General features: G+C 66.6%; 22 protein-coding genes. 14 read left to right on the plus strand and 8 right to left on the minus strand.

The annotated features are described in order from the left end of the window. Positions 1-3 precede the first annotated feature (3 nt). The 7 genes from cpaB (at position 4) to U1703_RS06400 (ending at position 6960) form a co-directional block, all read left to right on the plus strand. The gene (gene cpaB / locus U1703_RS06370) at positions 4-1002 is read left to right on the plus strand and encodes a Flp pilus assembly protein CpaB (protein ID WP_332785035.1); all 999 of its coding nucleotides are present in this window, start codon (positions 4-6) and stop codon (positions 1000-1002) included. A gap of 2 nt (positions 1003-1004) precedes the next feature. Continuing rightward, positions 1005-2549: a type II and III secretion system protein family protein gene (locus tag U1703_RS06375; protein WP_332785036.1), complete on the plus strand. Its 1545-nt coding sequence runs from the start codon at positions 1005-1007 to the stop codon at positions 2547-2549. Positions 2550-2599: 50 nt separating this feature from the next. Beyond that, positions 2600-3259 (plus strand): CpaD family pilus assembly protein, encoded by a 660-nt coding sequence (locus U1703_RS06380; RefSeq protein WP_332785037.1) that lies wholly within the window; start codon positions 2600-2602, stop codon positions 3257-3259. Further along, a complete protein-coding gene (locus U1703_RS06385) occupies positions 3256-4521 on the plus strand; it encodes a pilus assembly protein CpaE (protein WP_332785038.1) in 1266 nt (421 codons plus the stop codon). Before U1703_RS06380 ends, U1703_RS06385 begins: the two co-directional genes overlap by 4 nt. Before the next feature lie 5 nt (positions 4522-4526). Further along, positions 4527-5510: a type II secretion system F family protein gene (locus U1703_RS06390; protein WP_332785039.1), complete on the plus strand. Its 984-nt coding sequence runs from the start codon at positions 4527-4529 to the stop codon at positions 5508-5510. Then, on the plus strand, positions 5511-6515 hold the full coding sequence (locus U1703_RS06395) for a type II secretion system F family protein (RefSeq protein WP_332785040.1): 1005 nt from the start codon (positions 5511-5513) through the stop codon (positions 6513-6515). It abuts the gene before it with no gap. A 79-nt stretch (positions 6516-6594) separates the two neighbouring features. Continuing rightward, positions 6595-6960 (plus strand): hypothetical protein, encoded by a 366-nt coding sequence (locus tag U1703_RS06400; RefSeq protein ID WP_332785041.1) that lies wholly within the window; start codon positions 6595-6597, stop codon positions 6958-6960. Positions 6961-7223: 263 nt separating this feature from the next. Here U1703_RS06400 and ppdK read toward each other — a convergent pair whose 3' ends face one another. From ppdK to U1703_RS06415, 3 genes are all read right to left on the minus strand, one after another. Next, positions 7224-9884 carry a pyruvate, phosphate dikinase gene (gene ppdK, locus U1703_RS06405; protein WP_332785042.1) on the minus strand — a complete coding sequence of 887 codons (2661 nt, stop codon included), beginning with the start codon at positions 9882-9884 and terminating at the stop codon, positions 7224-7226. Between the two features lie 124 nt (positions 9885-10008). Next, positions 10009-12267, minus strand: coding sequence for a glycine--tRNA ligase subunit beta (gene glyS, locus U1703_RS06410; protein WP_332785138.1), 2259 nt, complete (start codon positions 12265-12267; stop codon positions 10009-10011). Continuing rightward, entirely contained in the window at positions 12267-13106 is an 840-nt protein-coding gene (locus tag U1703_RS06415) for a glycine--tRNA ligase subunit alpha (RefSeq protein ID WP_332785043.1), read from the minus strand. The genes glyS and U1703_RS06415 overlap by 1 nt, the downstream gene beginning before the upstream one ends. Positions 13107-13364: 258 nt before the next feature. On the opposite strand from U1703_RS06415, the gene U1703_RS06420 reads away from it, so the two are divergent. The 5 genes from U1703_RS06420 (at position 13365) to U1703_RS06440 (ending at position 15600) form a co-directional block, all read left to right on the plus strand. Next, entirely contained in the window at positions 13365-13568 is a 204-nt protein-coding gene (locus tag U1703_RS06420; RefSeq protein WP_320453413.1) for a helix-turn-helix transcriptional regulator, read from the plus strand. After that, positions 13546-13995, plus strand: coding sequence for a hypothetical protein (locus tag U1703_RS06425; protein ID WP_332785044.1), 450 nt, complete (start codon positions 13546-13548; stop codon positions 13993-13995). Before U1703_RS06420 ends, U1703_RS06425 begins: the two co-directional genes overlap by 23 nt. Next, entirely contained in the window at positions 13992-14183 is a 192-nt protein-coding gene (locus U1703_RS06430) for a hypothetical protein (RefSeq protein ID WP_332785045.1), read from the plus strand. Before U1703_RS06425 ends, U1703_RS06430 begins: the two co-directional genes overlap by 4 nt. 89 nt (positions 14184-14272) lie before the next feature. Then, positions 14273-14638 carry a hypothetical protein gene (locus U1703_RS06435; protein ID WP_320453410.1) on the plus strand — a complete coding sequence of 122 codons (366 nt, stop codon included), beginning with the start codon at positions 14273-14275 and terminating at the stop codon, positions 14636-14638. Between the two features lie 80 nt (positions 14639-14718). After that, a complete protein-coding gene (locus tag U1703_RS06440; protein WP_443025769.1) occupies positions 14719-15600 on the plus strand; it encodes a TraB/GumN family protein in 882 nt (293 codons plus the stop codon). Positions 15601-15663: 63 nt separating this feature from the next. Here the strand turns inward: U1703_RS06440 and U1703_RS06445 are convergent, their stop codons facing one another. Continuing rightward, positions 15664-16797, minus strand: a complete 1134-nt coding sequence (locus U1703_RS06445) for a hypothetical protein (RefSeq protein ID WP_332785047.1) — start codon at positions 16795-16797, stop codon at positions 15664-15666. Positions 16798-16973: 176 nt separating this feature from the next. Here U1703_RS06445 and U1703_RS06450 point away from each other — a divergent pair, with 176 nt between their 5' ends. After that, on the plus strand, positions 16974-17621 hold the full coding sequence (locus U1703_RS06450) for a 50S ribosomal protein L25/general stress protein Ctc (protein ID WP_332785048.1): 648 nt from the start codon (positions 16974-16976) through the stop codon (positions 17619-17621). 333 nt (positions 17622-17954) lie between these two features. Here U1703_RS06450 and U1703_RS06455 read toward each other — a convergent pair whose 3' ends face one another. Further along, complete coding sequence (locus tag U1703_RS06455) at positions 17955-18383, minus strand: EF-hand domain-containing protein (protein ID WP_332785049.1); 429 nt, start codon at positions 18381-18383, stop codon at positions 17955-17957. A gap of 244 nt (positions 18384-18627) precedes the next feature. Between U1703_RS06455 and purB the strand changes: the two genes are divergently transcribed. Further along, positions 18628-19944: an adenylosuccinate lyase gene (gene purB / locus U1703_RS06460; protein ID WP_320453405.1), complete on the plus strand. Its 1317-nt coding sequence runs from the start codon at positions 18628-18630 to the stop codon at positions 19942-19944. Positions 19945-20130: 186 nt separating this feature from the next. On the opposite strand, the gene U1703_RS06465 is transcribed toward purB, so the two are convergent. The 3 genes from U1703_RS06465 to dnaJ form a co-directional block, all read right to left on the minus strand. Continuing rightward, the gene (locus tag U1703_RS06465; protein WP_332785050.1) at positions 20131-20643 is read right to left on the minus strand and encodes a thioredoxin family protein; all 513 of its coding nucleotides are present in this window, start codon (positions 20641-20643) and stop codon (positions 20131-20133) included. A gap of 87 nt (positions 20644-20730) precedes the next feature. Beyond that, complete coding sequence (locus U1703_RS06470) at positions 20731-21549, minus strand: hypothetical protein (RefSeq protein WP_332785051.1); 819 nt, start codon at positions 21547-21549, stop codon at positions 20731-20733. A 130-nt stretch (positions 21550-21679) separates the two neighbouring features. Beyond that, complete coding sequence (dnaJ, locus tag U1703_RS06475) at positions 21680-22813, minus strand: molecular chaperone DnaJ (RefSeq protein WP_320453403.1); 1134 nt, start codon at positions 22811-22813, stop codon at positions 21680-21682. Positions 22814-22934: the final 121 nt, after the last annotated feature.

The raw sequence follows: 22934 nt of genomic DNA on the forward strand, positions 1-22934 counted from the left end.
AGGATGGACAGTCGCAAAATTCTACTGCTGGTCGGGGCCCTGATGATCGCGGGGATCACCGCCCTATTCGCCCGGACGCTGACATCGGGCAGCAGCGTGCCGCAGGCCGAGGCCGCCGTGATCGTCCAGCCCGCCGAACCGCGCGTCGAGGTTCTGGTCGCCACCCGCACCCTGCCGGTGGGCACGATCATCGACCCCTCCGCCCTGAAGTTCCAGCCCTGGCCCAAGGACATGGTCGCCGGTGCCTATTATGTGAAGGGCCAGACCGATCCGACCAAGCTGCAGGGCACCGTCCTGCGCTATGCCGTGACCGCCGGGCAGCCGTTGACGCAAGGGTCGGTGGTAAAGCCGGGCGACCGGGGCTTCATGGCCGCCGCGCTGACACCGGGGATGCGCGCGGTGACGGTCCCCGTCTCCGCCCAGACGGCGGTGGCGGGCTTCGTCTTTCCGGGTGACCGCATCGACGTCGTCCTGACCCAGGACGTGGCGGGTGGCGGCGACGGTCCGCCGCTGAAGGTGTCGGAGACGATCCTGCGCAACGTGCGCGTGCTGGCGACCGACCAGCGGACCGACGGACCGACCAGCGAACAGGGCAAGATCGCCGTCCACACCTTCACCACGGTCACCGTCGAGACGACACCCAAGATGGCCGAGCAGCTGGCCGTCGCGCAGACGGTGGGTACGCTGTCGCTGTCGCTGCGCGCCCTTGCCGAGCAGGACGAGGGCGGGGCCACGGCGCAGCCCGCCGCCGACCGCGCCTCCTACGTCACCGGTGGCGATATCTCCCGCTATCAGCGACGCACCGTACCCGGACGCCAGCAGGGTGCCGCCGGAATGAGCGTGGGCACCGACAACGCCGCCGTCGCCATGGTCGGTCAGCAGGGCGGCCAACCCATGGTGCAGCCCGGTGCGACGGGCCAGGCCGCCGCCTTCCGGGGCCCCGCCGTCCGCGTTGCTCGTGGCAACACCACCACCGTCACGCCCGTGGGGGTCAGGAATTGATGATGCGCCACCGATCCATCCTGCGGCGCGCGCTGCGCACCGCGGCCTTTGCGCTGGTGCTGGCGCCGTTGATCCTGGCACCGGTCGATGCGGGCGCTGCGCCTGCTCCTGCGGGGGCGGGTGATGCGCAGGCCGCGAGCGACGGCTCCGGCGCGCTGGAGATCAATACCGGGCGTGCGCGCCTGATCACCCTGCCCCGGCCGATGACCGACCTGTTCGTCGCCGACGACAGCATCGCCGACGTGCAGGTCCGCTCGCCGACCCAGCTCTATATCTTCGGCAAGAAGCCCGGCGAGACGACCGTCTCGGCGACGGGACGCGGTGGCGCGGTCGTCTATGCGGCAACGGTGCGGGTCGGCAACAATCTCGATTCGATCGGTCGCATGCTGAGGCTGGCCATGCCCGAGGCGACGATCGCCGCCACGCCGATGAACGGCCTGATCCTGTTGACCGGCACGGTCGCGGCGCCCGACGACGTCGCGGAGGCCGAACGGCTGGTCCAGGCCTATGTCGGCAAGGATACCAAGGTCATCAGCCGCCTGAAGACCGCGACCCCGCTCCAGGTCAATCTCCAGGTCCGCATCGCCGAGGTCAATCGCAGCTTCATCAAGCAGATCGGTGTCAACCTGCTGAACCGCGACACCAGCGGCGGCTTCATGTTCGGTGTTTCGTCGGGCCGGAACCCCGGGTCGATCACAGCTGGGGTGGATGCGGCGGGCAACCCCGTCACCAACACCACCTACACGACCGGCGTACAGCGCACGACATTGGCCTTGGCGGGTCGCGCGCTCGGCATGGACTTGCTTGGTACGATCGAGCTTGGCGAGACGCTGGGTCAGGTCTCGACGCTGGCGAACCCCAACCTGACCGCGCTGTCGGGCGAAACCGCGACCTTCCTGGCGGGCGGCGAGATTCCCATTCCGCTGGCGAGCGGGTTCGGCGCGACATCGGTCGAATACAAGCCTTACGGCGTCAGCCTGTCCTACACGCCGACGGTGCTGGCCGATGGTCGTATCTCGCTGCGTGTCCGGCCCGAAGTGTCGCAGATCACGTCGCTGGGTTCGGTCCAGATCAGCGGGACGACCATCCCCGCGCTGACCACCCGCCGCGCCGAGACGACGCTGGAGCTGGGTTCGGGCCAGAGCATGATGATCGGCGGCCTGTTGTCCAACTCGCGCGACAACACGATCGAAAAGACGCCCTGGCTGGGTGACCTGCCGCTGATCGGTGCGCTGTTTCGTTCGAACGCGTTCAAGCGCAACGAAACCGAGCTGGTCATCATCATCACCCCCTATCTGGTCAAGCCGGTCAACGCGCCGTCCGACATCGCCCTGCCGACCGATGGCCAGCGTTCGCCCAACGATGCCGAGCGCGTGCTGCTCGGCCGGATGGGCGCGGGCAGCGCCGATCCACGTCCGGTGCCGACCATGGCCCCGCCGGTGCAGGGCCGCCCGGTCGAGGAACGCCCGGTCGCGGGTTCCCACGCCGCGGTGCCGGTCGCCCCGCATGGCCGCAAGACCACCCCGACTCCGGGCTTTTCCGAATGATCGCTCGTCCAAGGATATCGCGTCCCATGCGCCCTTCCCCGCTTTCCCTGATGCCGATCGGCCTCCTGCTGATGACGGGTGGCTGCATGGGTCATGGCCAGCCCGACCTGGAATCGGCGCGGCAACCGGTGGTGTCCCAGACCGACTATGCACTCGACCTCGGCCTGTCGGGCGGACGGCTGGCGGCGGATGAGGACCGGCGGCTCGACGGCTGGGCCCGCAACTTGCGGCTGGGCTATGGCGACCGGGTGACGATCGAGGATCCGGCAGGCGAAGGCCCCGCCGCCTATCGCGAGGTCGCGCAGGTGATCGGCCGCTATGGTCTGCTGCCCGGTCCGACCTCTTCGATTCCGCGCAGCCCGGTGTCGCCCGCGACGATCCGCGTGATCGTCACCCGGTCGCGCGCGGTCGTGCCCGGCTGCCCGGACCTGCGCAGCGAGACGTCGCCCGATTTCGAGGGCAAGACCTCGTCCAACCATGGCTGCGCGATCAATCGCAACCTGGCCGCGATGGTTGCCAATCCGGCCGATCTCGTCCGTGGGACGGACGGCCCGGCGACCTCCGATCCGGCGATGGCGTCGCGCGCGGTCAACGCGCTGCGCGCCGCGCCGCCCACCGGCAATGGCGGCACCCGCTTGCTCAACGCCAGTGCGGTAAACAGCGGGGCGGGCATCGGCGGCACTCCGACAAGCGGCGGGGTGGGCCAGTGAACGCGCCCTGGAAACCCGGCATGATGACCATCCGCGATCCGTTCCAGGCCTATGTCTGCGACGACTGGACTGCCGAGGCGATCCGCCCGCTGATCCTCGAACAGGGCTGGTCGCCCGACCGCGTCGTCAAGGGCGGGCTTCGCGGTGCGGTGCAGTCGCTGGCGGTGTCCGCCAGCCCGCAGATCCTGCTCGTCGACCTCAGCGAGACGGCCGACCCGACCACCGAGATTGGCAACCTGGCCGAAGTGTGCGAGCCCGGCACGGTCGTGATCGCGGTCGGCCAGGTCAATGACGTGCGGCTGTACCGCATGTTGATGAGCAGCGGCCTGCACGACTATCTGCTGAAACCGATCGGCGCGGACCAGCTGCGCGATACCATCGCCCAGGCCCGCACCATCGTGCACGTGCCGCGCCTGACGGACAGCACTCCCGAAAAGACCCCGTGCAGCGTCGCCGTGGTCGGCGCACGCGGCGGCGTCGGCACCTCGACGGTCGCGACCTCGCTCGGCTGGCTGATGGCCGACCGGCTCGAGCGGCGCACCGCGATCCTGGACCTCGACGTGCATTTTGGCACCGCCGCCCTCTCGCTCGACCTCGAGCCGGGGCGCGGGCTGGTCGATGCGATCGACAATCCCAGCCGCATCGACGGGCTGTTCCTGGAACGCGCCATGGTCAAGGCGTCCGAAAAGCTAGCCATCCTGTCCGCCGAGGCCCCGATCGGCGCGCCGATCATGACCGACGGCATGGCCTTCGCGCAGTTGCAGGACGAGATGCGCGCCAATTTCGAGACGACGATCGTCGACCTGCCACGCGGGATGATGATCCAGCAACCGATGCTGGTATCCGCCGCGCAGACCATCGTGCTGGTCACCGAATTCACCCTGGCGGCGGCACGCGACACGATCCGCCTGCTCTCCTGGCTGAAGATCCACGCCCCCCAGTCGACCATGCTGACCGTCGCCAACCGGGTCCAGCCCGCCGCCCTAGCCGAGATCGCCCAGACCGACTTCGAGGGATCGATCGAGCGGCCGGTCGACATTCTGGTCCCCTATGACCTCAAGCTGATGGTCCAGGCCGCCAAGATGGGCAAGACGGTGGCCGAGCAGGGGCGTTCGTCGCGCACCGTCGCACCGCTGATCGATCTGGCCCAGCGTATCTGCGCCTCGGTCGAGGGGACGGCGAATGCGACCCCGACGCGGCGTGGGCTGCTCGACCGGTTCGACTTCCGCGCCCTGATGCCCAAGCGGCCCAAGGACGACTGACCGCGATGTCGATGCTCGCGACCCTGATCTTTGCGACCGGCGTCTTCCTGTCGCTGGTCCTGGTGATCGCCGCCTTTTCCGCGCCCCGACGGTCGCGGGCGCAGGCGCGTCGCCTGACAGGGCTGCGCAACCGCGTTTCGCTCGACATCGACAAGCCGGGCTTCGCCGCCGTCGCCGCCTCGCGCGGGATCGCGCTGGCCGCCGATACGAAGATGGACAAGGCGTTCGGGCGACTGCTGCCCAACCCGGCGCGGCTGGGCAAGATGCTCGACCGTACGGGGCGCGACTGGACGGTGGGGCAGTTCGGCCTAGCCTGTGCCGCGGTGGCGCTGGCCTTCCTGTTCGTCGGCCTGTTCCTGCATATCCCCTTCTTCCTGGCGCTGCTCCTTGCCGTCGGACTGGGCCTGTGGCTGCCGCATATCGTGGTCGGGCGGTTGATCGCCCGGCGCGTCGGCAAGTTCATCGCGCGCTTTCCCGACGCCATCGAACTGCTGGTGCGCGGCCTGCGCTCGGGCCTTCCCGTCACCGAGACGATGGGAATCGTCTCGCACGAGGTGCCCGGCCCCGTCGGCGAGGAGTTCCGCGCGGTCGCCGACCGGATGCGGATCGGCCGCACGATGGACGCCGCGTTGCAGGAAACCGCCGACCGGCTCGATATCGCCGAATTCCAGTTCTTCGTCATCGCCATCGCCATCCAGCGCGAGACGGGCGGCAATCTGGCCGAAACCCTGTCCAACCTGGCCGAAGTGCTGCGCAAGCGCGCGCAGATGAAGCTGAAGATCAAGGCGATGTCGTCCGAATCCAAGGCCTCGGCCTATATCGTCGGCTCGCTGCCCTTTTTCGTGTTTGGCATCATCTGGATGATCAACCAGCCCTATATGGCGCGCTTCTTCGTCGATCCGCGCCTGATGATCATCGGCGTCGGCGCCTTTGTGTGGCTGGGCCTGGGCGCGTTCATCATGTCCCGCATGATCAGCTTCGAGATCTGAATGAGCACCCCCGCCTCGTCTTCCCCCACGATCCTCGGCCTCGATGCGATGACCCTGGTTCCGCTGCTCTGGGGCGTGTGCGTCTTCGCGCTGCTGGTCGCCGGCTATCTGCTGGTCGGCAGCCGCGATCCGATGACCCGGCGTGTCCGCGCGCTCAACGAACGGCGCGAGCATCTGAAGGCGGGGATCGCCACCCCCGCCCGCCGCCGCCGCGCGCAGTTGATCGACCGGGCGGACATGCTGGAGCGGATGCGCCAGCTTCTCGGCTCGCTGAAGATGCTGCAGGACGAACAGGTCAAGTCGGTACAGACCCGCCTGCTCCAGGCCGGCATCCGCTCGAAGGATCTTGCGGTCGCCGTCATCTTCGGCCGCCTGGCCATGCCGATCGTGCTGGGCGGCTTGATGGCGCTGTGGGTCTATGGGACCGACGGCTTCAAGGACTGGAGCGGGTTCAGCCGCTATATGATCGTCGCGGGCACCCTGATCCTGTCCTATAAGGCACCCGACCTCGCGCTGAAGAACCGTATCGACAAACGGACCGCCGCGATCCGCAAGGGGCTGCCCGATGCGCTCGACCTGATGGTCATCTGTGCCGAAGCGGGCCTGACCGTCGATGCCGCCTTTGCCCGCGTGTCACGCGAATTGCGCCGCGCCTATCCCGAACTGGGCGACGAATTTCAGCTGACCTCGGTCGAGCTGGGCTTCCTGACCGACCGGCGACAGGCGCTGGAGAATTTGGCGATGCGCGTCAACCTCGAGTCGCTGCGCGGCGTCGTCACCACGATGATCCAGACCGAGAAATACGGCACCCCGCTGGCCAGCGCGCTGCGCGTCCTGTCGGCCGAATTCCGCAACGAACGCATGATGCGCGCCGAGGAAAAGGCCGCGCGCCTGCCCGCGATCATGACCGTGCCACTGATCCTGTTCATCCTGCCCACGCTGTTCGTCGTGATCCTGGGTCCGGCCGCCTGCTCGATCAAGGATACGCTCATCACCGGGCAATGAGTGCCCGCGCGCAACCAGCCGAGCCGATAGTCGTTGATCAGTCGTAACAGACCTGACTCAACAGAATGGGATCGACGCGATGTTGTTCACTACGACCACGCAATTCGCCGTGCTGGGGCTGGTCCTGATCGCCGGTTGGCTGTTCGGCCTAGCCAGCCATCCGGGCGGGCGCAAATGGCGCACCCGCTACGCCACCGAGCGCGACGCCCATGCCGCGCAGGTGAAGGATACCGAGGGCAAGCTGTCGGTGGCGCAAACCCGGATCGCCGAGCTGGAACGCGAAAACCAGCGCCTGGCGACGGCGCAGCCGGTCGCTGCCACGACCGTGGTCGATCGCGCCCCGGCCTATCGTCCGGCGGCGGCGAGCGCGGCGCGTCCGGCCTATCCGGTGGGCGAGCGTCGCGGGTGGTTCGATTTCGGGAACCGGGTTTCGACCCACGGGTGATTTGCTTGGCTTTGGGTAGTTGAGCGCAACGAGCGATGGTCTCGGTGAGACGTCCTGCCCTCCCCCGGCCCCTCCCGCCTGCGGGAGGGGAGAAGCTTGAACGAAGTTTACATCGTCGCCGCGCCGCCAACCTGGGCGCGAGATCGCGCCATCCCGCGCCGCTGGGCACGCCCCTCCCGCAGGCGGGAGGGGATGGGGGAGGGAGAGCCACAAGCGAGCGCCGCCGTCACACTCCCCCGCCCCCATAAACGCTCGAGCCCCCGTTACCGCGCCTTCAACGCCGCCTGCGCCGCCGCCAGCCGCGCGATCGGCACGCGGTACGGGCTGGCCGAGACGTAATCCAACCCGACCTGCTCGCAAAAGGCGATCGACGCCGGATCGCCGCCATGCTCGCCGCAGATGCCGAGCTTGATACCCGGCCGCGTCGCTCGACCACGCTCGGCGGCCAGGCTGACCAGTTCGCCGACGCCTTCGACATCCAGGCTGACGAACGGGTCCTTGGCGTAGATGCCCTTCTCGACATAGGCGCCCAGGAAGCGCGCCGCGTCGTCGCGGCTGACACCCAGCGTGGTCTGGGTCAGGTCGTTGGTGCCGAAGGAGAAGAACTCGCCCACCTCGGCGATTTCACCGGCCTTCAATGCGGCACGCGGCAGCTCGATCATGGTGCCGACCAGATACTCGACCGTCTTGCCGCGCTCGGCGAAGACCGCCTGCGCGGCCTTGTCGACCACCGCCTTCATCAGCTCCAGCTCGCGGCGCGTGGCGACCAGCGGGATCATGACCTCGGGGATCGGGGCCTCACCCGACTTTTCCGCAACATCCAGCGCCGCCTCGAAGATCGCACGCGCCTGGATCTCGTAGATTTCCGGATAGGTCACGCCCAGGCGGCAGCCGCGATGGCCCAGCATCGGGTTGAACTCGTGCAGTTCGTTGGCCCGGCGCTTCAGCGTGTCGACGTCCACTCCCGCCGCCGTGGCGACCTCGGCGAACTCGGCCTCCTGCTGCGGCAGGAATTCGTGCAGCGGCGGGTCGAGCAGCCGCACCGTCACCGGCAGGCCCGCCATCACCTCGAAGATCGCGGTGAAGTCGGCGCGCTGCTCGGGCAGCAGCTTGGCGAGCGCGGCACGGCGGCCGGCTTCGTCCGAAGCCAGGATCATCTGGCGCACGGCGGTGATCCGCGCGGCGTCGAAGAACATATGCTCGGTGCGGCACAGCCCCACGCCCTCCGCGCCGAATTCACGCGCGGTGCGGCAATCGAGCGGGGTCTCGGCATTGGCGCGCACCTTCAGGCGACGGACCTGGTCGGCCCATTCCATCAGCGTGCCGAAATCGCCCGCCAGTTCGGGCTGCACGGTCGCGACCGCGCCGACCATCACCTCGCCGGTCGAACCGTCGAGCGTCAGGATGTCGCCCTCGCGCACTTCGCGGCTGCCGACGCGGAGCAGCTTGGCCTTGTTGTCGATCGACAGCGAGCCCGCACCCGAGACGCAGGGGCGCCCCATGCCGCGCGCCACGACGGCCGCATGGCTGGTCATGCCGCCGCGCGCGGTCAGGATGCCCTTGGCCGCATGCATCCCGTGAATGTCTTCCGGCGACGTCTCGACACGGACGAGGATCACCGCCTCACCCGCCGCCGAAGCGCGCTCGGCGGCATCCGCGTCGAACACGACCTTGCCCGACGCCGCGCCCGGCGACGCGGGTAGGCCCTTGGTCAGCACGTCGCGGTGCGCATTCGGATCGAGCGTCGGGTGGAGCAGCTGGTCGAGCGCCGCCGGATCGACGCGTGCGATCGCTTCCTCGCGGGTGATCAGGCCCTCATTGGCCATGTCGACCGCGATCTTCAGCGCGGCCTTGGCGGTGCGCTTGCCCGATCGGGTCTGGAGCATCCAGAGCTTGGCCTGTTCGACCGTGAACTCGATGTCCTGCATGTCGCGGTAATGGGTTTCGAGCTGGTCGAAGACGGCCGCCAGCTCGCCGTAAACCTCCGGCATCGCCTCTTCCATCGAGGCGGGCTTGGCGTTCGCCTCCTCGCGCGCGGCCTTGGTCAGGTACTGCGGCGTGCGGATACCCGCGACCACGTCCTCGCCCTGCGCGTTGATCAGGAACTCGCCATAATAGGCGCGGTCGCCCTTGGACGGATCGCGCGTGAAGGCCACGCCCGTCGCCGAGGTATCGCCCATATTGCCGAAGACCATCGCCTGCACGTTGACGGCGGTGCCCCAGTCGGCGGGAATGTCGTTCAGGCGGCGATAGACCTTGGCGCGTTCCGACTGCCACGATCCGAACACCGCGCCGACCGCGCCCCAAAGCTGGTCATGCACGTCCTGCGGGAAGGGCTTGCCCCACTGTTCCTCGACCAGAGCCTTGTAGGCCGTGACCAGCTTCTTCCAGTCCTCGGCCGACATCTCGGTGTCGAGGGTGAAGCCGTTATCCTCCTTGGCGATCTCCAGCGCTTCCTCGAACGCACCGTGATCCAGCTCCAGGACGACATCGGCATACATCTGGATGAAGCGGCGATAGCTGTCCCAGGCGAAACGCTCGTCACCCGCCTTCTTGGCCAGCCCCTCGACGGTTTCGTCGTTGAGGCCCAGGTTCAGCACCGTGTCCATCATGCCCGGCATCGACACGCGCGCGCCCGAGCGGACCGAGACCAGCAGCGGATTTTCCGGATCGCCGAAGCGCTTTTCCGTCACCGCCTCGATATGCGCGATGCCGTCGGCGACCTCGTCGCGCAGTTCCTGCGGGAACTGCTCGCCATCTTCATAATAGCGAGTGCACATCGCGGTCGAGATGGTGAAGCCCGGCGGCACCGGCAGGCCGATCGAGGCCATCTCGGCCAGGTTCGCGCCCTTGCCGCCAAGCAGATTCTTGTCCCCCTTGCCGCCGTCCGAAACGCCGCCGCCGAAGCGGTACACATAGGTCATCGGTTCGATCCTTTACTGGTCGTCACGTCCGACGCCCTGGGGACACAGGCGTCGGTGTTAATAAGGCGATATTGCCGGATAGGAAGACAGGAACGTCGCGCCCCGTCTCCCGATCCGGCTCAACTCATCCCTCGATCCGCGAGAAGTCCGCGACCGTGTGGACGGCGGCCCGAACACGGGCGAGCAGCGCCAGGCGCGCGGTCCGCTTGGCCGGGTCGGCGTCGTTGACGGTCACATCGTCGAAGAACCGGTCGATCGGCGCACGAAGCGAGGCGAGCGCGGCCATCGCAGCCTCGAAATCCTCGGCCTTCACCGCGTCCGCCGCCTTCGGCTCGGCCGCATCGAGCGCGGCGATCAGATCGGCCTCGGCGGGCTCGGGGGTGTAGGTCGGCGCAGTCCAGCCTTGGTAGCCCTCGACACCTTCCTTCTTCAGGATGTTCGCGGCGCGCTTATAGCCGGCGAGCAGGTTGGTGCCGTCGTCGGTGGTGACGAAGGCTTGCAGCGCACGGACGCGGGCGAGCAGGCGGACGAGATCGTTTTCGCTACCGAGCGCAAAGACAGCATCAATTAGGTCATGCCGGATACCAGCCTCACGCTGCTGAATCTTCAGGCGCTCAGCAAAGAAGTTGGCGACGGCGCCTGCATAAAAGTGGTTGCCCAGCAGTTCGACAACCGAGTTATCCAGCGACTTAAACGGCAGGGCGCCGATGGCCAAAGCCACCCCGGCCTCGCCGATTTTCCAGCCAATCTCTGGAATGCCCTGAGCTGAAGCGACAGCCATCGACACAGCATCCCTGATGCTCAACCGAAGGCCGTTTTGTTCAATCAAAGCGATGACTCCCAACGTGGCTCGGCGGAGCGCAAACGGATCTTTCGACCCCGTTGGCGGCAAGCCTACCGAAAAGAACAGGGCAATCGTATCCAGCTTGTCCGCCAGCGCCACGGCGACCGTAACCGGCGCGGTGGGAACATCGTCCCCCTGCCCGACCGGCTTATAGTGATCGCGCACCGCCTCCGCGACGCGCGAGTCTTCGCCCTGCGCGGCGGCGTAGTAGCCGCCCATCAGGCCCTGCAATTCGGGGAATTCGCCGACCATGCCGGTGACGAGATCGGCCTTTGCCAGGTACGCGGCGCGCTCCGCCAGATCGGCAAGCTCGTCCCCCCCGTAAACGGGGGGGGATGGGGGGGGGACCGCTCCACGAGCGACGTCGCCCGTGGCACTGCCCTCCCCTAGCCCCTCCCGCCTGCGGGAGGGGGATTCGGTGACGATGCCCTCTTCGACCAGCCAGCGAGCGAGCTTGGCCACGCGCTCGACCTTGTCGGCGACCGTGCCGAGCTTTTCGTGGAAGACGATCTTTTCCAGCTTGGGCCGCAGATCGTCCAGCTTCGTCTTCAGATCGGTCTCGTAGAAGAAGCGCGCGTCGGACAGGCGGGCGGCCAGCACCTTGCCATTGCCCTCGACGATCTTCGCGCCGCCGTCGGTCGCCTCGATATTGGCGGTGCAGACGAACGCGTTCGCCAGCTTTCCGTCGGCCGAGCGGCAGACGAAGTATTTCTGGTTCACCCGCGCGGTCAGCTGGATGACCTCGGGCGGCACGTCGAGAAAGGCTTCGTCGAAGCGCCCGAGCAGCGGCACCGGCCATTCGGTCAGCCCGGCATTCTCGGCAACCAGCCCTTCGTCCTCGACCAGCTCCAGCCCGGCCTCGGCGGCCAGCGCGGAGGCGCGGTCACGGATGATCGCGGCGCGCTCGTCCTGATCGACCAGCACCCTGGCGGCGCGGAGCTGCTCGACATAGGTGTCGGCACCGGTCAGCGCGATCTCGGCGGGTGCATGGAAGCGATGACCCCGCGTCGTGTTGCCGCTCGTGATCCCGGCGACCTCGAACGGCACGACCTCGCCGCCGAACAGCGCCACGATGGCGTGCAGCGGGCGAACCCAGCGCATCGACTCGGTCGAGGTGGACTCGGCGCCCCAGCGCATCGACTTGGGCCAGGGGAAGGCGCGGACGATCACGGGGATCGCCTCGGCCAGCACCTGCGCCGTTGCGCGGCCCGGCTTTTCGGTGATCGCGAAGAGCACGCCGTCCCGCTCGGTCAGTTGCTCGCGGGTCAGCCCGGTCTTGCGCAGGAAGCCCTCCAGCGCCTGCGGCGGTGCCGAAGCGCGCGGCCCCTTCACTTCCTCGGACACCGCTTCGGTGGCAGCCGGAAGGCCGCGCGCGATCAGCGCCAGGCGACGCGGGCCCGCATAGGTGACGATCTCACCCGCGGACAGTCCCGCCTTCGCCAGTTCGGCGGCGAACAGCTTGGCGAGGTTCTCCCGCGCACCCACCTGCATCCGGGCGGGGATTTCTTCGGAGCGGAGTTCGAGCAGAAAATCGGTCATCACGCGGCCCAGCCATTCTTGTCCATCCAGGCGCCGCATGCGCCCTTCGCCAGATCGCGGACGCGGCCCATATAGGCCTGGCGCTCCGCCACCGAGATCACGCCGCGCGCTTGCAGCAGGTTGAAGGTGTGGCTGGCCTTGATCGCCTGTTCATAGGCGGGGATGGGCAGCTTGGCCTCCAGACAGCGCTCGCACTCCGCCGCCGCCTTGCGGAAGGCGTCGAACAGGGTTTCGGTGTCGGCGATCTCGAAATTCCATTTCGACATCTGCTTCTCGTTTTCGAGATAGACGTCGCCATAGCTCACGCCCGCATCATTGAAGCGCAGGTCGTACACATTGTCGACGTCCTGGATATACATGGCCAACCGCTCGAGGCCGTAGGTCAGCTCGCCCGCGACCGGCTTCATGTCGTATCCGCCCATCTGCTGGAAATAGGTGAACTGCGTCACCTCCATCCCGTCGCACCAGACTTCCCAGCCCAGGCCCCAGGCGCCCAGCGTCGGGCTTTCCCAATCGTCCTCGACGAAGCGGATGTCATGCTTCGTCATGTCGACGCCGATCGCCGCCAGGCTGCCCAGATACAGCTCCTGCAGGTCAGCGGGCGAGGGCTTCAGGATCACCTGATACTGGTAATAATGCTGGAGCCGGTTCGGGTTCTCGCCATAGCGGCCGTCGGTCGGACGGCGGCACGGCTGGACGAAGGCGGCGTTCCAGCTGTCCGGGCCCAGCGCGCGCAGCGTGGTCGCGGGGTGAAAGGTGCCCGCCCCCATCTCCATGTCGTAAGGTTGCAGGATCACGCATCCCCGCTCGCTCCAATAATCATGGAGGGTGAGGATCATGCGCTGGAAGGACATGGGCCCGCTCTGGGGTCCTTCCGGGGTTCCGTTTCGGGTCTGCATAATAGGGGCAGGCTTTGGCGGATGGTCCTTTCGCGGTCAAGGCGAGCCGCCGCGCCACCCGGAGCATGGTCAGCCACCCATGATATTTTGTCAGGTGTTGTTGACATAGTCACGACTCACTGTCACTTTGTCATGGTCACCTGACATAAGGTCATGGAATGATGACAAGGGAGGCCAACCATGCAAGAGGAGGTGGAGATGAAAAATCGCCTCAAAGTGCTGCGCGCCGAACGCAACTGGAGCCAAGCGGAGCTTGCCGGGCGGCTGGACGTGTCGCGCCAGGCCGTGAACGCCATCGAGACGGGCAAGTACGACCCCTCGCTGCCGCTCGCCTTTCGCATCGGACGGCTGTTCGACATGCCGATCGAGGAGATTTTCGATGACGAGCAAGACGGTGAGTGAGGCGCAGGCCCTGTGGGGCGAGAGCCGCGAGGCCGCGCGGGCGGCACGCCGGACGCGGCGGCGGATGCTGCTGATCGCCGTGGCGATCATGCTGGTGGTCGGCCTGCCCTTCCTGGAGGGATTCATCGACGGGTTCCTCCATCGTCCCCGGGCCCCCTTGCCCCGGCCGATGCCTCAGGTTGCCGCCGTCGTCATGCTGATCGTCGCCGGTATCGTGACGTGGCGCAACTGGCGCGAAACGGACGAGATGCAGCGACGGCTGGCGATCGAGACCTGGGCCATGATCGGGGTGGCGAACTTCGTCCTCCACCCGCTGCTGACCATCATCGGCGCGCAGACCGGCCAGGCCGATTTCGAGGACTATAGCTGGGGTGTCTCGGTCATGATCGGGCTGGCTTTCTACGGCATCCGGCGGGTGCGGTCATGAGCCGCCGCCTGACCCATATGGCGATCGGCGGCGGCATCGCGCTGTCGCTGCTCGGCTGGGGCACCGGTCGCCTGGGCGAGGTGGCGGTTCACCTGCTCCCCGCCGACATCCCGGCCGCCAGCATCGTGGCGCGCGAGGCCATGATTCCGCATATCTCCGTCCATCTTTCCATCGAGGTGCGGCCATGACCGACCTATCCCAACGCGACAGCCGCAAAAGCGACACTCGTGGCCCAAGCGAACGCGCCAATCACCGGTTGCTCGTACTTTCGGGAGGCGTGGGTGGCTTGATCGGTCTGGCGCTGGCGACCGTATCGCTTCTGTCCATGCCCCACGGCCGGAAACTTGACGACCATGCCGTTTGGACCTCGCCACTGCCGCTCTGGTTCGCCATCGTGATGGCATTGCTATGGGGCGTTGTCATACCGATCATCTCGTGGCGCTGGCACCGGGTGGTCGACGAGCATGAGCGTCAGGCCTATCGCGACGGCGCGGTCGCCAGCTTTTACACGGTCGGGCTGGGCGTGCCCGTCTGGTGGCTCCTGTGGCGCGGCGGTGTCTTGCCCCCGGTTCAGGTCGATTGGGTGTACGGCGCGATGCTTACGGTTGGCAGTATCGTCTGGCTGTGGCGCAAATACGCCTGATCCCTCGCCCCTATCCCTTGCGGCCTTTCCTCCCATCCGGCCCCTTCCTTTTCCGAAAGCCTGATCCCATGAAGACGATCATGAAAGCCGCCCTTACCTCGCTCGCGCTGATGCTGGCCCTGCCCGCTTGCGCCCAGAGCAAGCCCGCCGCCAACGACGCCGATCCCGCGCTCTGGGTCGTCAAGGATGCCGACACGACCATCTATCTGTTCGGCACCATCCACGTCCTGAAGCCCGGCCTGTCCTGGTTCGACGAGGCGGTAAAGACGGCCTTCGACAAGTCCGACCAGTTGGTGCTGGAGATGGTGCAGCCCGATCAGGCGACGATGCAGCAGATCGTGCTGAAGAACGGGATCATCACGTCCGGCCCGTCGCTGACCGAACAACTGCCCGCCGACAAGCGTGGCGCGTATCTGAAGGCGGTGACCGATGCGGGCCTGCCGCCCCAGGCGTTCGACCGGATGAAGCCGTGGCTGGCGGGCGTCACCCTGTCGCTCATGCCGATCCAGAAGCTGGGCTATGATCCGAAGAACGGGCCGGAGACGGTGCTGGCCGACGCGGCCAAGGCAGCGAGCAAGCCGGTCGCGGGGCTGGAAACCGCCGAGCAGCAGATCGGCTATTTCAACGGCCTGTCGCAACAGGCGCAGATCGACTTCCTGACCTCGACGGTCGACGACCTGCCCAAGGCGGGCGAGGAAATGGCCGAGATGGTCGACGAATGGGCCAAGGGCGATCCCGACGCCCTGGCCAAGACGATGAACGAAAGCCTTAAGGACTCGCCCGAGGTCGCCAAGACGCTGCTGACCGACCGCAACGCCCGCTGGGCGACGTGGATCAAGGAGCGCATGGCCAAGCCCGGCACCATCTTCATCGCCGTCGGCGCGGGCCATCTGGCGGGCAGCGACAGCGTCCAGGCGCAACTCGCCAAGCAGGGCATCAAGGCGCAGCGCATCGCCTATTGACCGGGCCTGTCGACCGGTCGGGGCCATCCGCCGCCCGCATGAGCGACGGATGGCCTGCCCCGGCTATTTGCTGGCGACTTCCGGATAGGTCAGGTCCTGCCGCTCGACCGTCACCGGGCCCACAGGCTGGCGAATGAAGCTGCCGGTCGGCACAATCAGCCTGGCCCGCCGGGTCAGCCGCTCCACCCGGTAGAGGCCGGGGCGGCCATCGGTCAGCGTCGGCGGCGCATAGCGACGCTGGGTAAGGGACTCGATATAGGGCTCAGCCCAGCCGCTATCGCCCTTCCCGCGCAGGATCTGGGCATCGCCGACCGTGCCGTCGGGGCGGATGAGATAGCCGATGTCCACCCAGCGGATCGGATCGCTCGATACGGCGGCGCCCTGGTCGACGGACAGATCGAACGGAGTCTGTCGGTCACGCGGTTGCACCCGCAGGTCGGCAACCGGCGGTCCCTCGCGCACCAAGATCGGAGCCTCGTCCGAGGCCGTGCGCAGCGTTCCGATCAGCCGGTCGATGCCGCTCTCGTCGCCCATGGCTTGCGCGATGCGTGACGCCAGGACAGCGTGCACCGCCTTGATCGAGGAGTCTTCCACTGCATCGTCGGGCAAGGCGGCCAGGGCATTCCGAGCCTCCGCCACCTTTTTCTGCCCCAACAAAATAGCGACGCGACGCAATCCCGCCATGGCCGCCAGACGCGTGTCGCCTTGCTTGGTGAACTGTCGCTGGGCATCTCCGTACAGCCCCATCGCGGCCTTCACATTGCCCCGCTCCAGCCATGCATCGGCCAGGGTCAGCGGCAGCAGCCGACGCTGCATGTCGTCAGCGGGCAGGTAACGGCGCAGGGTAGCGGCCTGGGCGGCGACCGCGCTGCTATACGCTTCCTGGTCGCCGATATGACGATTGACGGTGGCATTCGCCTCATGCAGCGCGGCCACCAGCCGAGGATAGCGCGCGACCTCCCCTTGCGTCCGGGCAAGCGACCGGCGGAGCGTTTCGCGCGCGTCGTGGTATCGGCCGAGCCCGAACTGGGCCTCGGCCACCGCCATGCTCAGCCGCACGTCGTCGGGCACCGTGCAGGACCGACTCAGGCATTTGGCCAGGGCATTTTCCGCGCGTTCGCCGCGCACCAGGATTTCCGAAGAGGGAATTGCCGGTGCCGTCTGCACCAGCATCAATGCCGAAACCCAAGCGAACATGGCCTTCTCCCTTGCCGTGATCGTCTGCCGAACAGTCTGCCCCGCAAGACCGTTGCATGACAAGCGCGCAGCTTGCCTTTTGCATGTGTTGCCGCTAAGCGCATCCGCTTCCGGTCATGGTCATCCCTGGAGGCGTGGTCGGGAAATCCTATTCATTTTGTTTCGGAGTAACTGGAATGAGCGACACCCTTACGCTCGCCGCCGAGACGCGCGATCAGGTTGGCAAGGGAGCCTCCCGTTCGCTGCGTCGTGAAGGCCGCGTCCCCGCCGTGATCTATGGCCAGAACAAGGCCGCCGCGTCGATCCATCTCGAAGAGAAGGCCCTCGTCAAGGCGCTGATGACCGGTCACTTCTTCACCTCGGTCATCATGGTGGACGGCCAGCGCACGCTGGCGAAGGACGTCGCGTTCCATCCCGTCACCGATCGCCCGCTGCACGTCGACTTCCTGCGCATCGGCGAGCACGAGACCGTCACGGTCGCCGTGCCCGTCGTGTTCGCTGACGAAGACGAATGCCCCGGCATCAAGAAGGCTGGCGGCGTTCTGAACGTCACCCGTCACGAGATCGAGCTGGTGGTCGACGCCGCGAACATCCCGACCGAGATCACGATCTCGCTGAAGGGCCTGGAAGTCGGCGACTCGATCCACATCTCGGACGTGAAGCTGCCCAAGGGCGCCGAGCCCGCCATCGACGACCGCGACTTCGCGATCGCCACCATCGTTCCGCCGACGGTCCTGACCGCCGAGGACGAGGCGATCGACGCCCAGGCCGCTGACGAAGCCGAGGCTGCGGCCGAAGGCGAGTCGGACGAAGACAAGGCGTAATTGCCGGTCGCTGCTCCCCACGGGAGCACGGACGATAGAGGAAGGGCAGGAGGCGGCGACGCCCCTGCCCTTTTTCGTGCCCAAATCCTCCCCAAGCTCGCTTGGGGAGGGGGACCATCGCGCCAGCGATGGTGGAGGGGCCAGCAACGCCAGCAGCAGGCCGCGCCCCTCCACCACGCCCTGCGGGCGCGGTCCCCCTCCCCATCTAGCGATAGGGAGGATTTGGAGGGTGTGAGAGGCAAAAGGGCCGTCGAACCTTTCGGTCCGGCGGCCCCGCATCCCCGCTCAGGGATGGTCGGAAGGGAGGGGGGTGTTCCGATGTCGTCAGGCCGATCAGCCCTGACCCTGGCTCAGAAAGCCGGTCAGCTCGGTCTTGGACACTTCCTTGTCCTTGTCCGTGTCAGCCTGTGCAAAGGCGGTGCCGACCCACTTCTTGGTCGCGGGGGCATCGGCCTTGGTCGACGGATCGGTCTGCGACTTCAGCGCGACCATCCACTGGCCGAACTCGGTCTTGTTCAGCTTGCCGTCGCCATCCTTGTCATAGGTCGGGAACTGGGTGTCCACGACCTGTGCGATCTGGCTGCCCGTCGCCTGGACCTGGCCATCGGCCGGGGCCGCCTGGGTCGGCGTGGCGGCACCTGCGGCTGGCTGCGCAGTCTGCGTCGGGTCAGCGGCGGTTGCCGGTGCGGTTTGTGGCGCCGCCGGTGTGGTTTGGGCTGGCGTCGGAGCGACCTGCGCAAGCACCGGGGTAGACACCATCATGGCGCTGGCAAGAAAAGCATATTTCATCATCTCGTCTCTCCCTTAATCTGGTTCGATCGATGACTGTGAAGATCGGTCACGCATCTACAACGTTAGTGATACGATTCCGTTCGACATTATGCCATATGGGCATTGCATCTTCGGATTTGAAGGCTCGGCTCGTCCCTGCTAACGGCACGGCACACCGTGATTCCGCGAAGGGATGCACGGTCGCCCGTGCCGATTCCACGACCAGAGGTACCCCATGATTCCGCGCTATTCCCGAGCCCCCATGACCCGGATCTGGGATCCGCAGACCCGCTTCCGCATCTGGTTCGAGATCGAGGCCCACGCCACCGACGCGCTCGCCGAACTGGGCGTTGTTCCCAAGGAAGCCGCCGCGCGCATCTGGGAAGCCGACAAGGCCGCCGGCGACTTCGACATCGACCGCATCGATTCGATCGAGGCGGAGACCAAGCACGACGTCATCGCCTTCCTGACCCATGTCGCCGAGCGGACCGGGCCGGAAGCGCGCTTCCTGCACCAGGGCATGACCTCGTCCGACGTGCTCGACACCTGCCTGGCGGTACAGCTGGCGCGGGCGTCCGACATCCTGATCGAGGACCTGGATGCACTGCTCGCGGTGATCAAGCGCCGCGCGCTGGAGCACAAGCTGACCCCGACCATCGGCCGCAGCCACGGCATCCATGCAGAGCCGGTCACCTTCGGCCTGAAGCTGGCCCAGGCCTATGCCGAATTCGACCGCAACCGCGCCCGCCTGGTCGCGGCGCGCGCCGATGTCGCCACCTGCGCCATCTCGGGCGCGGTCGGCACCTTTGCGAACATCGACCCCAGCGTCGAGGCGCATGTCGCCGAGAAGATGGGGCTGAGCGTCGAGCCCGTCTCGACCCAGGTCATCCCGCGCGATCGCCATGCAATGTTCTTCGCCACGCTGGGCGTGATCGCCAGCTCGATCGAGCGCCTGGCCACCGAGGTCCGTCATTTGCAACGCACCGAAGTGCTGGAGGCCGAGGAGTATTTCTCGCCCGGCCAGAAGGGCTCGTCGGCGATGCCGCACAAGCGCAACCCGGTGCTGACCGAGAACCTGACGGGCCTGGCCCGCATGGTGCGCGGCTACGTCACCCCGGCGCTGGAGAATGTCGCGCTGTGGCATGAGCGCGACATCAGCCACTCGTCGGTCGAGCGTTATATCGGCCCCGACGCGACCATCACCCTCGACTTCGCACTGGCCCGCCTGACCGGCGTGATCGACAAGCTGGTCGTCTATCCAGCGCGGATGGAGAAGAACCTCAACAAGATGGGCGGCCTCGTCCATTCGCAGCGCGTTCTGCTCGCCCTGACCCAGGCGGGCGTGAGCCGCGAGGACAGCTATCGCCTGGTCCAGCGCAACGCGATGAAGGTCTGGGAGTCCGACGGCGAGCTGTCACTGATGGAGCTGCTCAAGGCCGATGCCGACGTGACGGCGGCGCTGTCGGTGGACGAGATCGAGGCGCGCTTCGACCTTGGCTATCATTACAAGCATGTCGACACGATCTTCGCACGGGTGTTCGGCGAGTCGTGACGTTTTGGGGAGTCCCGATGGCGTCGTGACGCTGGAAGCGGACTCCCCTCCCCCAACCTCTCCCGCCTGCGGGAGGGGAGAGGTTATGGGAAAGCGGTTCCCCAAATAACTCCCCTCCCGCAGGCGGGAGGGGTTGGGGGAGGGAACCCCGGCCAGTCCAATACCGACCGGCCAATGGGTTTCAAATCACCCCACCCAACCGGCCAACCAGTCCGCAACCGCCTGCGGCGTCATCGCCCGCGCATCGGCCAACGCCGTCTCACGCCCGGCATTCACAAGCTTGTTCGTCTTCGGATCGACGATCAGCACGGCGGGCACACCCGCCAGGCGCCCCTTGATCCCATAGGATGCCGGAATATCCATATTCTGGTCGAAGCGGCCGACATCAACCGTCACCACCTCGAAATGCTTCGCGACGAAGGGCCGCATCTGCGGCGTTTCCATCACGCCCGCCAGCAACCGGCAGTCCAGGCACCAGTTGCCGCCCAGATCGATCAACACCCGCTTGTGCGCCTTGACCGCCCGCACCCGCGCCGCCGCGATCGCCGCCTTGGCATCCCCGGCGTGATAAGGCAGCGGCAACGGCTTGGCCAACGCCTCGAAACTGGCGATGCCGACGCGCGGCGCGGACACCGGCGCCGCGGCGGGGAGCAGCGTACAGGCGGCGAGCAGGGGCAAAATGGCTTTCCACGGCGACATGACGATCTCCATCCTAGTTCGGCGGCATTGGAGCGTGACCATCACTGCAATGCAATATGGCTTTGCTTGGCTGCAATGACGTTACGCCTATGCGTCGCCCTCCGGGATCAGTGAGGGCACATTGCGAACCGCCAGGACCCAGCGATAAAAGGCGTCGACCAGATAAAGCCGCAACGTCGTCGGCTCTATGCTAAGCTTCTTCACACCCTCCAGGCATTCAGGCGAATTGACGAGCATCGCCTGTTCCAGACCACGAACCAGATCGCTGCCCTGTTCTGCACGAACCAAGCGGGTGGCCAGTACCGGCTGGGTCTGGACCAGGCAGGCGGCGACAACGTAGCCGGACAATTCGGGGTTCTGCCGATACCGATTGTGCACGGTTTCGACTTTGTGGAACCGCCCACGGACAACCGGGTCGAAGGTCTGAGCAGCGTCGAGCGATGCATCCGGCGCGAACTGCCGCAGGGTCCGCTCAAGCAGGATACCACGATCGATAAAACTCTGCCCAGCAAGTGCGGGGTCCCACGGCGGGCTTGATTCCGGCGGCGGATAGCATCCCCAATTTGTTGAGATAATCATGCCTTGCGCATATTGCGTGCTGGCGAAGTCCGGCGGGCCTTCCACCGCCTTGCGCAGCCATTCACGGCTTGCCTTGGTCAAAGCACAGGCCAGGAACATGTCGGCACGCTCATAGGCGATGTTGATTTTGGTGTTGTCGACCGACGCCCAGCGGACATTGACTGGTAATTCGTCACGCGGGATGCTCAGCGCCCGAACGATGATCTCATCGGAGGAACCGCCATCTGGCAGGACGACCTTGTCCGCCTTTTGCGGTTTGCGGTCCGCCGCGGCAGCCCCCGTCATCACCACGCCTAGCGCCACCAAGCATCCGAACAGCCATCGCATCGCAGAACTTCCTCCCAAAAGCCGCGATGCGATCGTCATCCCTTCATGGCGCAGGAGTCAAGTCGACCGAAACAAATATTCGCCGAAGACGCGCAACACGCAATATTGTGAAGTGACGCTCGACGACAATCTACTCGCCCGCAAAGACACTTTTCAACTTGGCGAAAAAGCCTTGGCTTTCAGGGCATTCGTCGCCGGTTTCGGTTTCGCGAAAGAGTTCGAGCAGTTCGCGCTGGCGGGTCGACAGCTTGGTCGGGGTTTCGACTTCGATCTGGATGACCAGATCGCCGGTGCCGCGTCCTTGCAGCACGGGCATACCCGCACCCCGTTGGCGAAGCTGCTTGCCGGACTGGATGCCTGTGGGGATCTTGATCTCGTGCGTGCGCCCGTCGAGGCCGGGGATGGACAGCGAACCGCCCAGCGCGGCCGTGGTGAAGCTGATCGGTGCACGCGCGAACAGGGTCGTGCCCTCACGCTCGAAGATCGCATGTCGCTTCACATGGAGGAAGATGTAGAGGTCGCCCGCCGGGGCACCACGCGCGCCCGCCTCGCCCTCGCCGGACAGGCGGATGCGGGTGCCCTCGTCGACGCCTGCCGGGATGTTGACGGCCAGCGTCTTGGTCTTTTCCACGCGCCCCTCGCCGCGGCAATCGGGGCACGGATCGGCGATGATCTGCCCTGCGCCCTGGCAGACCGGGCAGGTCCGCTCGACCACGAAGAAACCCTGCTGCGCGCGCACCTTGCCATGACCGCCGCACTGCTGGCAGGTCTTGGCACTGGTCCCGGCCTTGGCACCCGTGCCGTCACAGGTGTCGCACGCCGCCGAGACGTCGACGGTGATCTCGGTCTGCTTGCCGTGAAACGCCTCTTCCAGGGTGATTTCCATGTCGTAGCGCAGGTCCGCGCCGCGCCGGGGCGATTGCCGCCCGCCGCCGCGTCCGCCGCCCATGAATTCGCCAAAGACGCTTTCGAAGATATCGGAGAAGGCGCCGAAGTCCTGGCCGCCATGGCCGCCGCCACCGCCGCCCATGCCCTGCTGGAACGCGGCATGGCCGTAGCGGTCATAGGCGGCCCGCTTCTGCGGGTCCTTCAGACAGTCATAGGCTTCGCTGATCGCCTTGAACTTGGCCTCGGAGTCCTTGCAGCCCGCATTGCGGTCCGGATGGTACTGCATGGCCAGCTTGCGGTAGCGCGACTTGATCGTCGCATCGTCCGCCGTGCGCTCGCATTCGAGCAGTTCATAATAGTCGATCGTCGTGCTCATGCCCGGTCTCGCCCCTGCGCTGGTGGATGGTGCGGCCGCCGACCGTGCCGTCAGGCCGGACGGAGCGACCGCCCAAGCGCTTCGCCACTTCATGCCCCGAGGAAATGCCGGGGCGGTATTC

The organism is Sphingomonas flavida (assembly GCF_036663655.1).
Classification (GTDB): domain Bacteria; phylum Pseudomonadota; class Alphaproteobacteria; order Sphingomonadales; family Sphingomonadaceae; genus Sphingomonas.

What these genes read in the sequence shown, in the direction of transcription:
- U1703_RS06400 (WP_332785041.1), top strand. Translation starts at nt 6,595, where the DNA reads ATGTTGTTCACTACGACCACGCAATTCGCCGTGCTGGGGCTGGTCCTG.
- U1703_RS06375 (WP_332785036.1), top strand. Translation starts at nt 1,005, where the DNA reads ATGCGCCACCGATCCATCCTGCGGCGCGCGCTGCGCACCGCGGCCTTT.
- U1703_RS06425 (WP_332785044.1), top strand. Translation starts at nt 13,546, where the DNA reads ATGACGAGCAAGACGGTGAGTGAGGCGCAGGCCCTGTGGGGCGAGAGC.
- U1703_RS06465 (WP_332785050.1), bottom strand. Translation starts at nt 20,643, where the DNA reads ATGTCGCCGTGGAAAGCCATTTTGCCCCTGCTCGCCGCCTGTACGCTG.
- U1703_RS06420 (WP_320453413.1), top strand. Translation starts at nt 13,365, where the DNA reads ATGAAAAATCGCCTCAAAGTGCTGCGCGCCGAACGCAACTGGAGCCAA.
- dnaJ (WP_320453403.1), bottom strand. Translation starts at nt 22,813, where the DNA reads ATGAGCACGACGATCGACTATTATGAACTGCTCGAATGCGAGCGCACG.
- ppdK (WP_332785042.1), bottom strand. Translation starts at nt 9,884, where the DNA reads ATGACCTATGTGTACCGCTTCGGCGGCGGCGTTTCGGACGGCGGCAAG.
- U1703_RS06415 (WP_332785043.1), bottom strand. Translation starts at nt 13,106, where the DNA reads ATGATCCTCACCCTCCATGATTATTGGAGCGAGCGGGGATGCGTGATC.
- U1703_RS06450 (WP_332785048.1), top strand. Translation starts at nt 16,974, where the DNA reads ATGAGCGACACCCTTACGCTCGCCGCCGAGACGCGCGATCAGGTTGGC.
- U1703_RS06440 (WP_443025769.1), top strand. Translation starts at nt 14,719, where the DNA reads ATGAAAGCCGCCCTTACCTCGCTCGCGCTGATGCTGGCCCTGCCCGCT.
- cpaB (WP_332785035.1), top strand. Translation starts at nt 4, where the DNA reads ATGGACAGTCGCAAAATTCTACTGCTGGTCGGGGCCCTGATGATCGCG.
- U1703_RS06430 (WP_332785045.1), top strand. Translation starts at nt 13,992, where the DNA reads ATGAGCCGCCGCCTGACCCATATGGCGATCGGCGGCGGCATCGCGCTG.
- purB (WP_320453405.1), top strand. Translation starts at nt 18,628, where the DNA reads ATGATTCCGCGCTATTCCCGAGCCCCCATGACCCGGATCTGGGATCCG.
- U1703_RS06445 (WP_332785047.1), bottom strand. Translation starts at nt 16,797, where the DNA reads ATGTTCGCTTGGGTTTCGGCATTGATGCTGGTGCAGACGGCACCGGCA.
- U1703_RS06390 (WP_332785039.1), top strand. Translation starts at nt 4,527, where the DNA reads ATGTCGATGCTCGCGACCCTGATCTTTGCGACCGGCGTCTTCCTGTCG.
- U1703_RS06470 (WP_332785051.1), bottom strand. Translation starts at nt 21,549, where the DNA reads ATGCGATGGCTGTTCGGATGCTTGGTGGCGCTAGGCGTGGTGATGACG.
- U1703_RS06455 (WP_332785049.1), bottom strand. Translation starts at nt 18,383, where the DNA reads ATGATGGTGTCTACCCCGGTGCTTGCGCAGGTCGCTCCGACGCCAGCC.
- glyS (WP_332785138.1), bottom strand. Translation starts at nt 12,267, where the DNA reads ATGACCGATTTTCTGCTCGAACTCCGCTCCGAAGAAATCCCCGCCCGG.
- U1703_RS06395 (WP_332785040.1), top strand. Translation starts at nt 5,511, where the DNA reads ATGAGCACCCCCGCCTCGTCTTCCCCCACGATCCTCGGCCTCGATGCG.
- U1703_RS06380 (WP_332785037.1), top strand. Translation starts at nt 2,600, where the DNA reads ATGCCGATCGGCCTCCTGCTGATGACGGGTGGCTGCATGGGTCATGGC.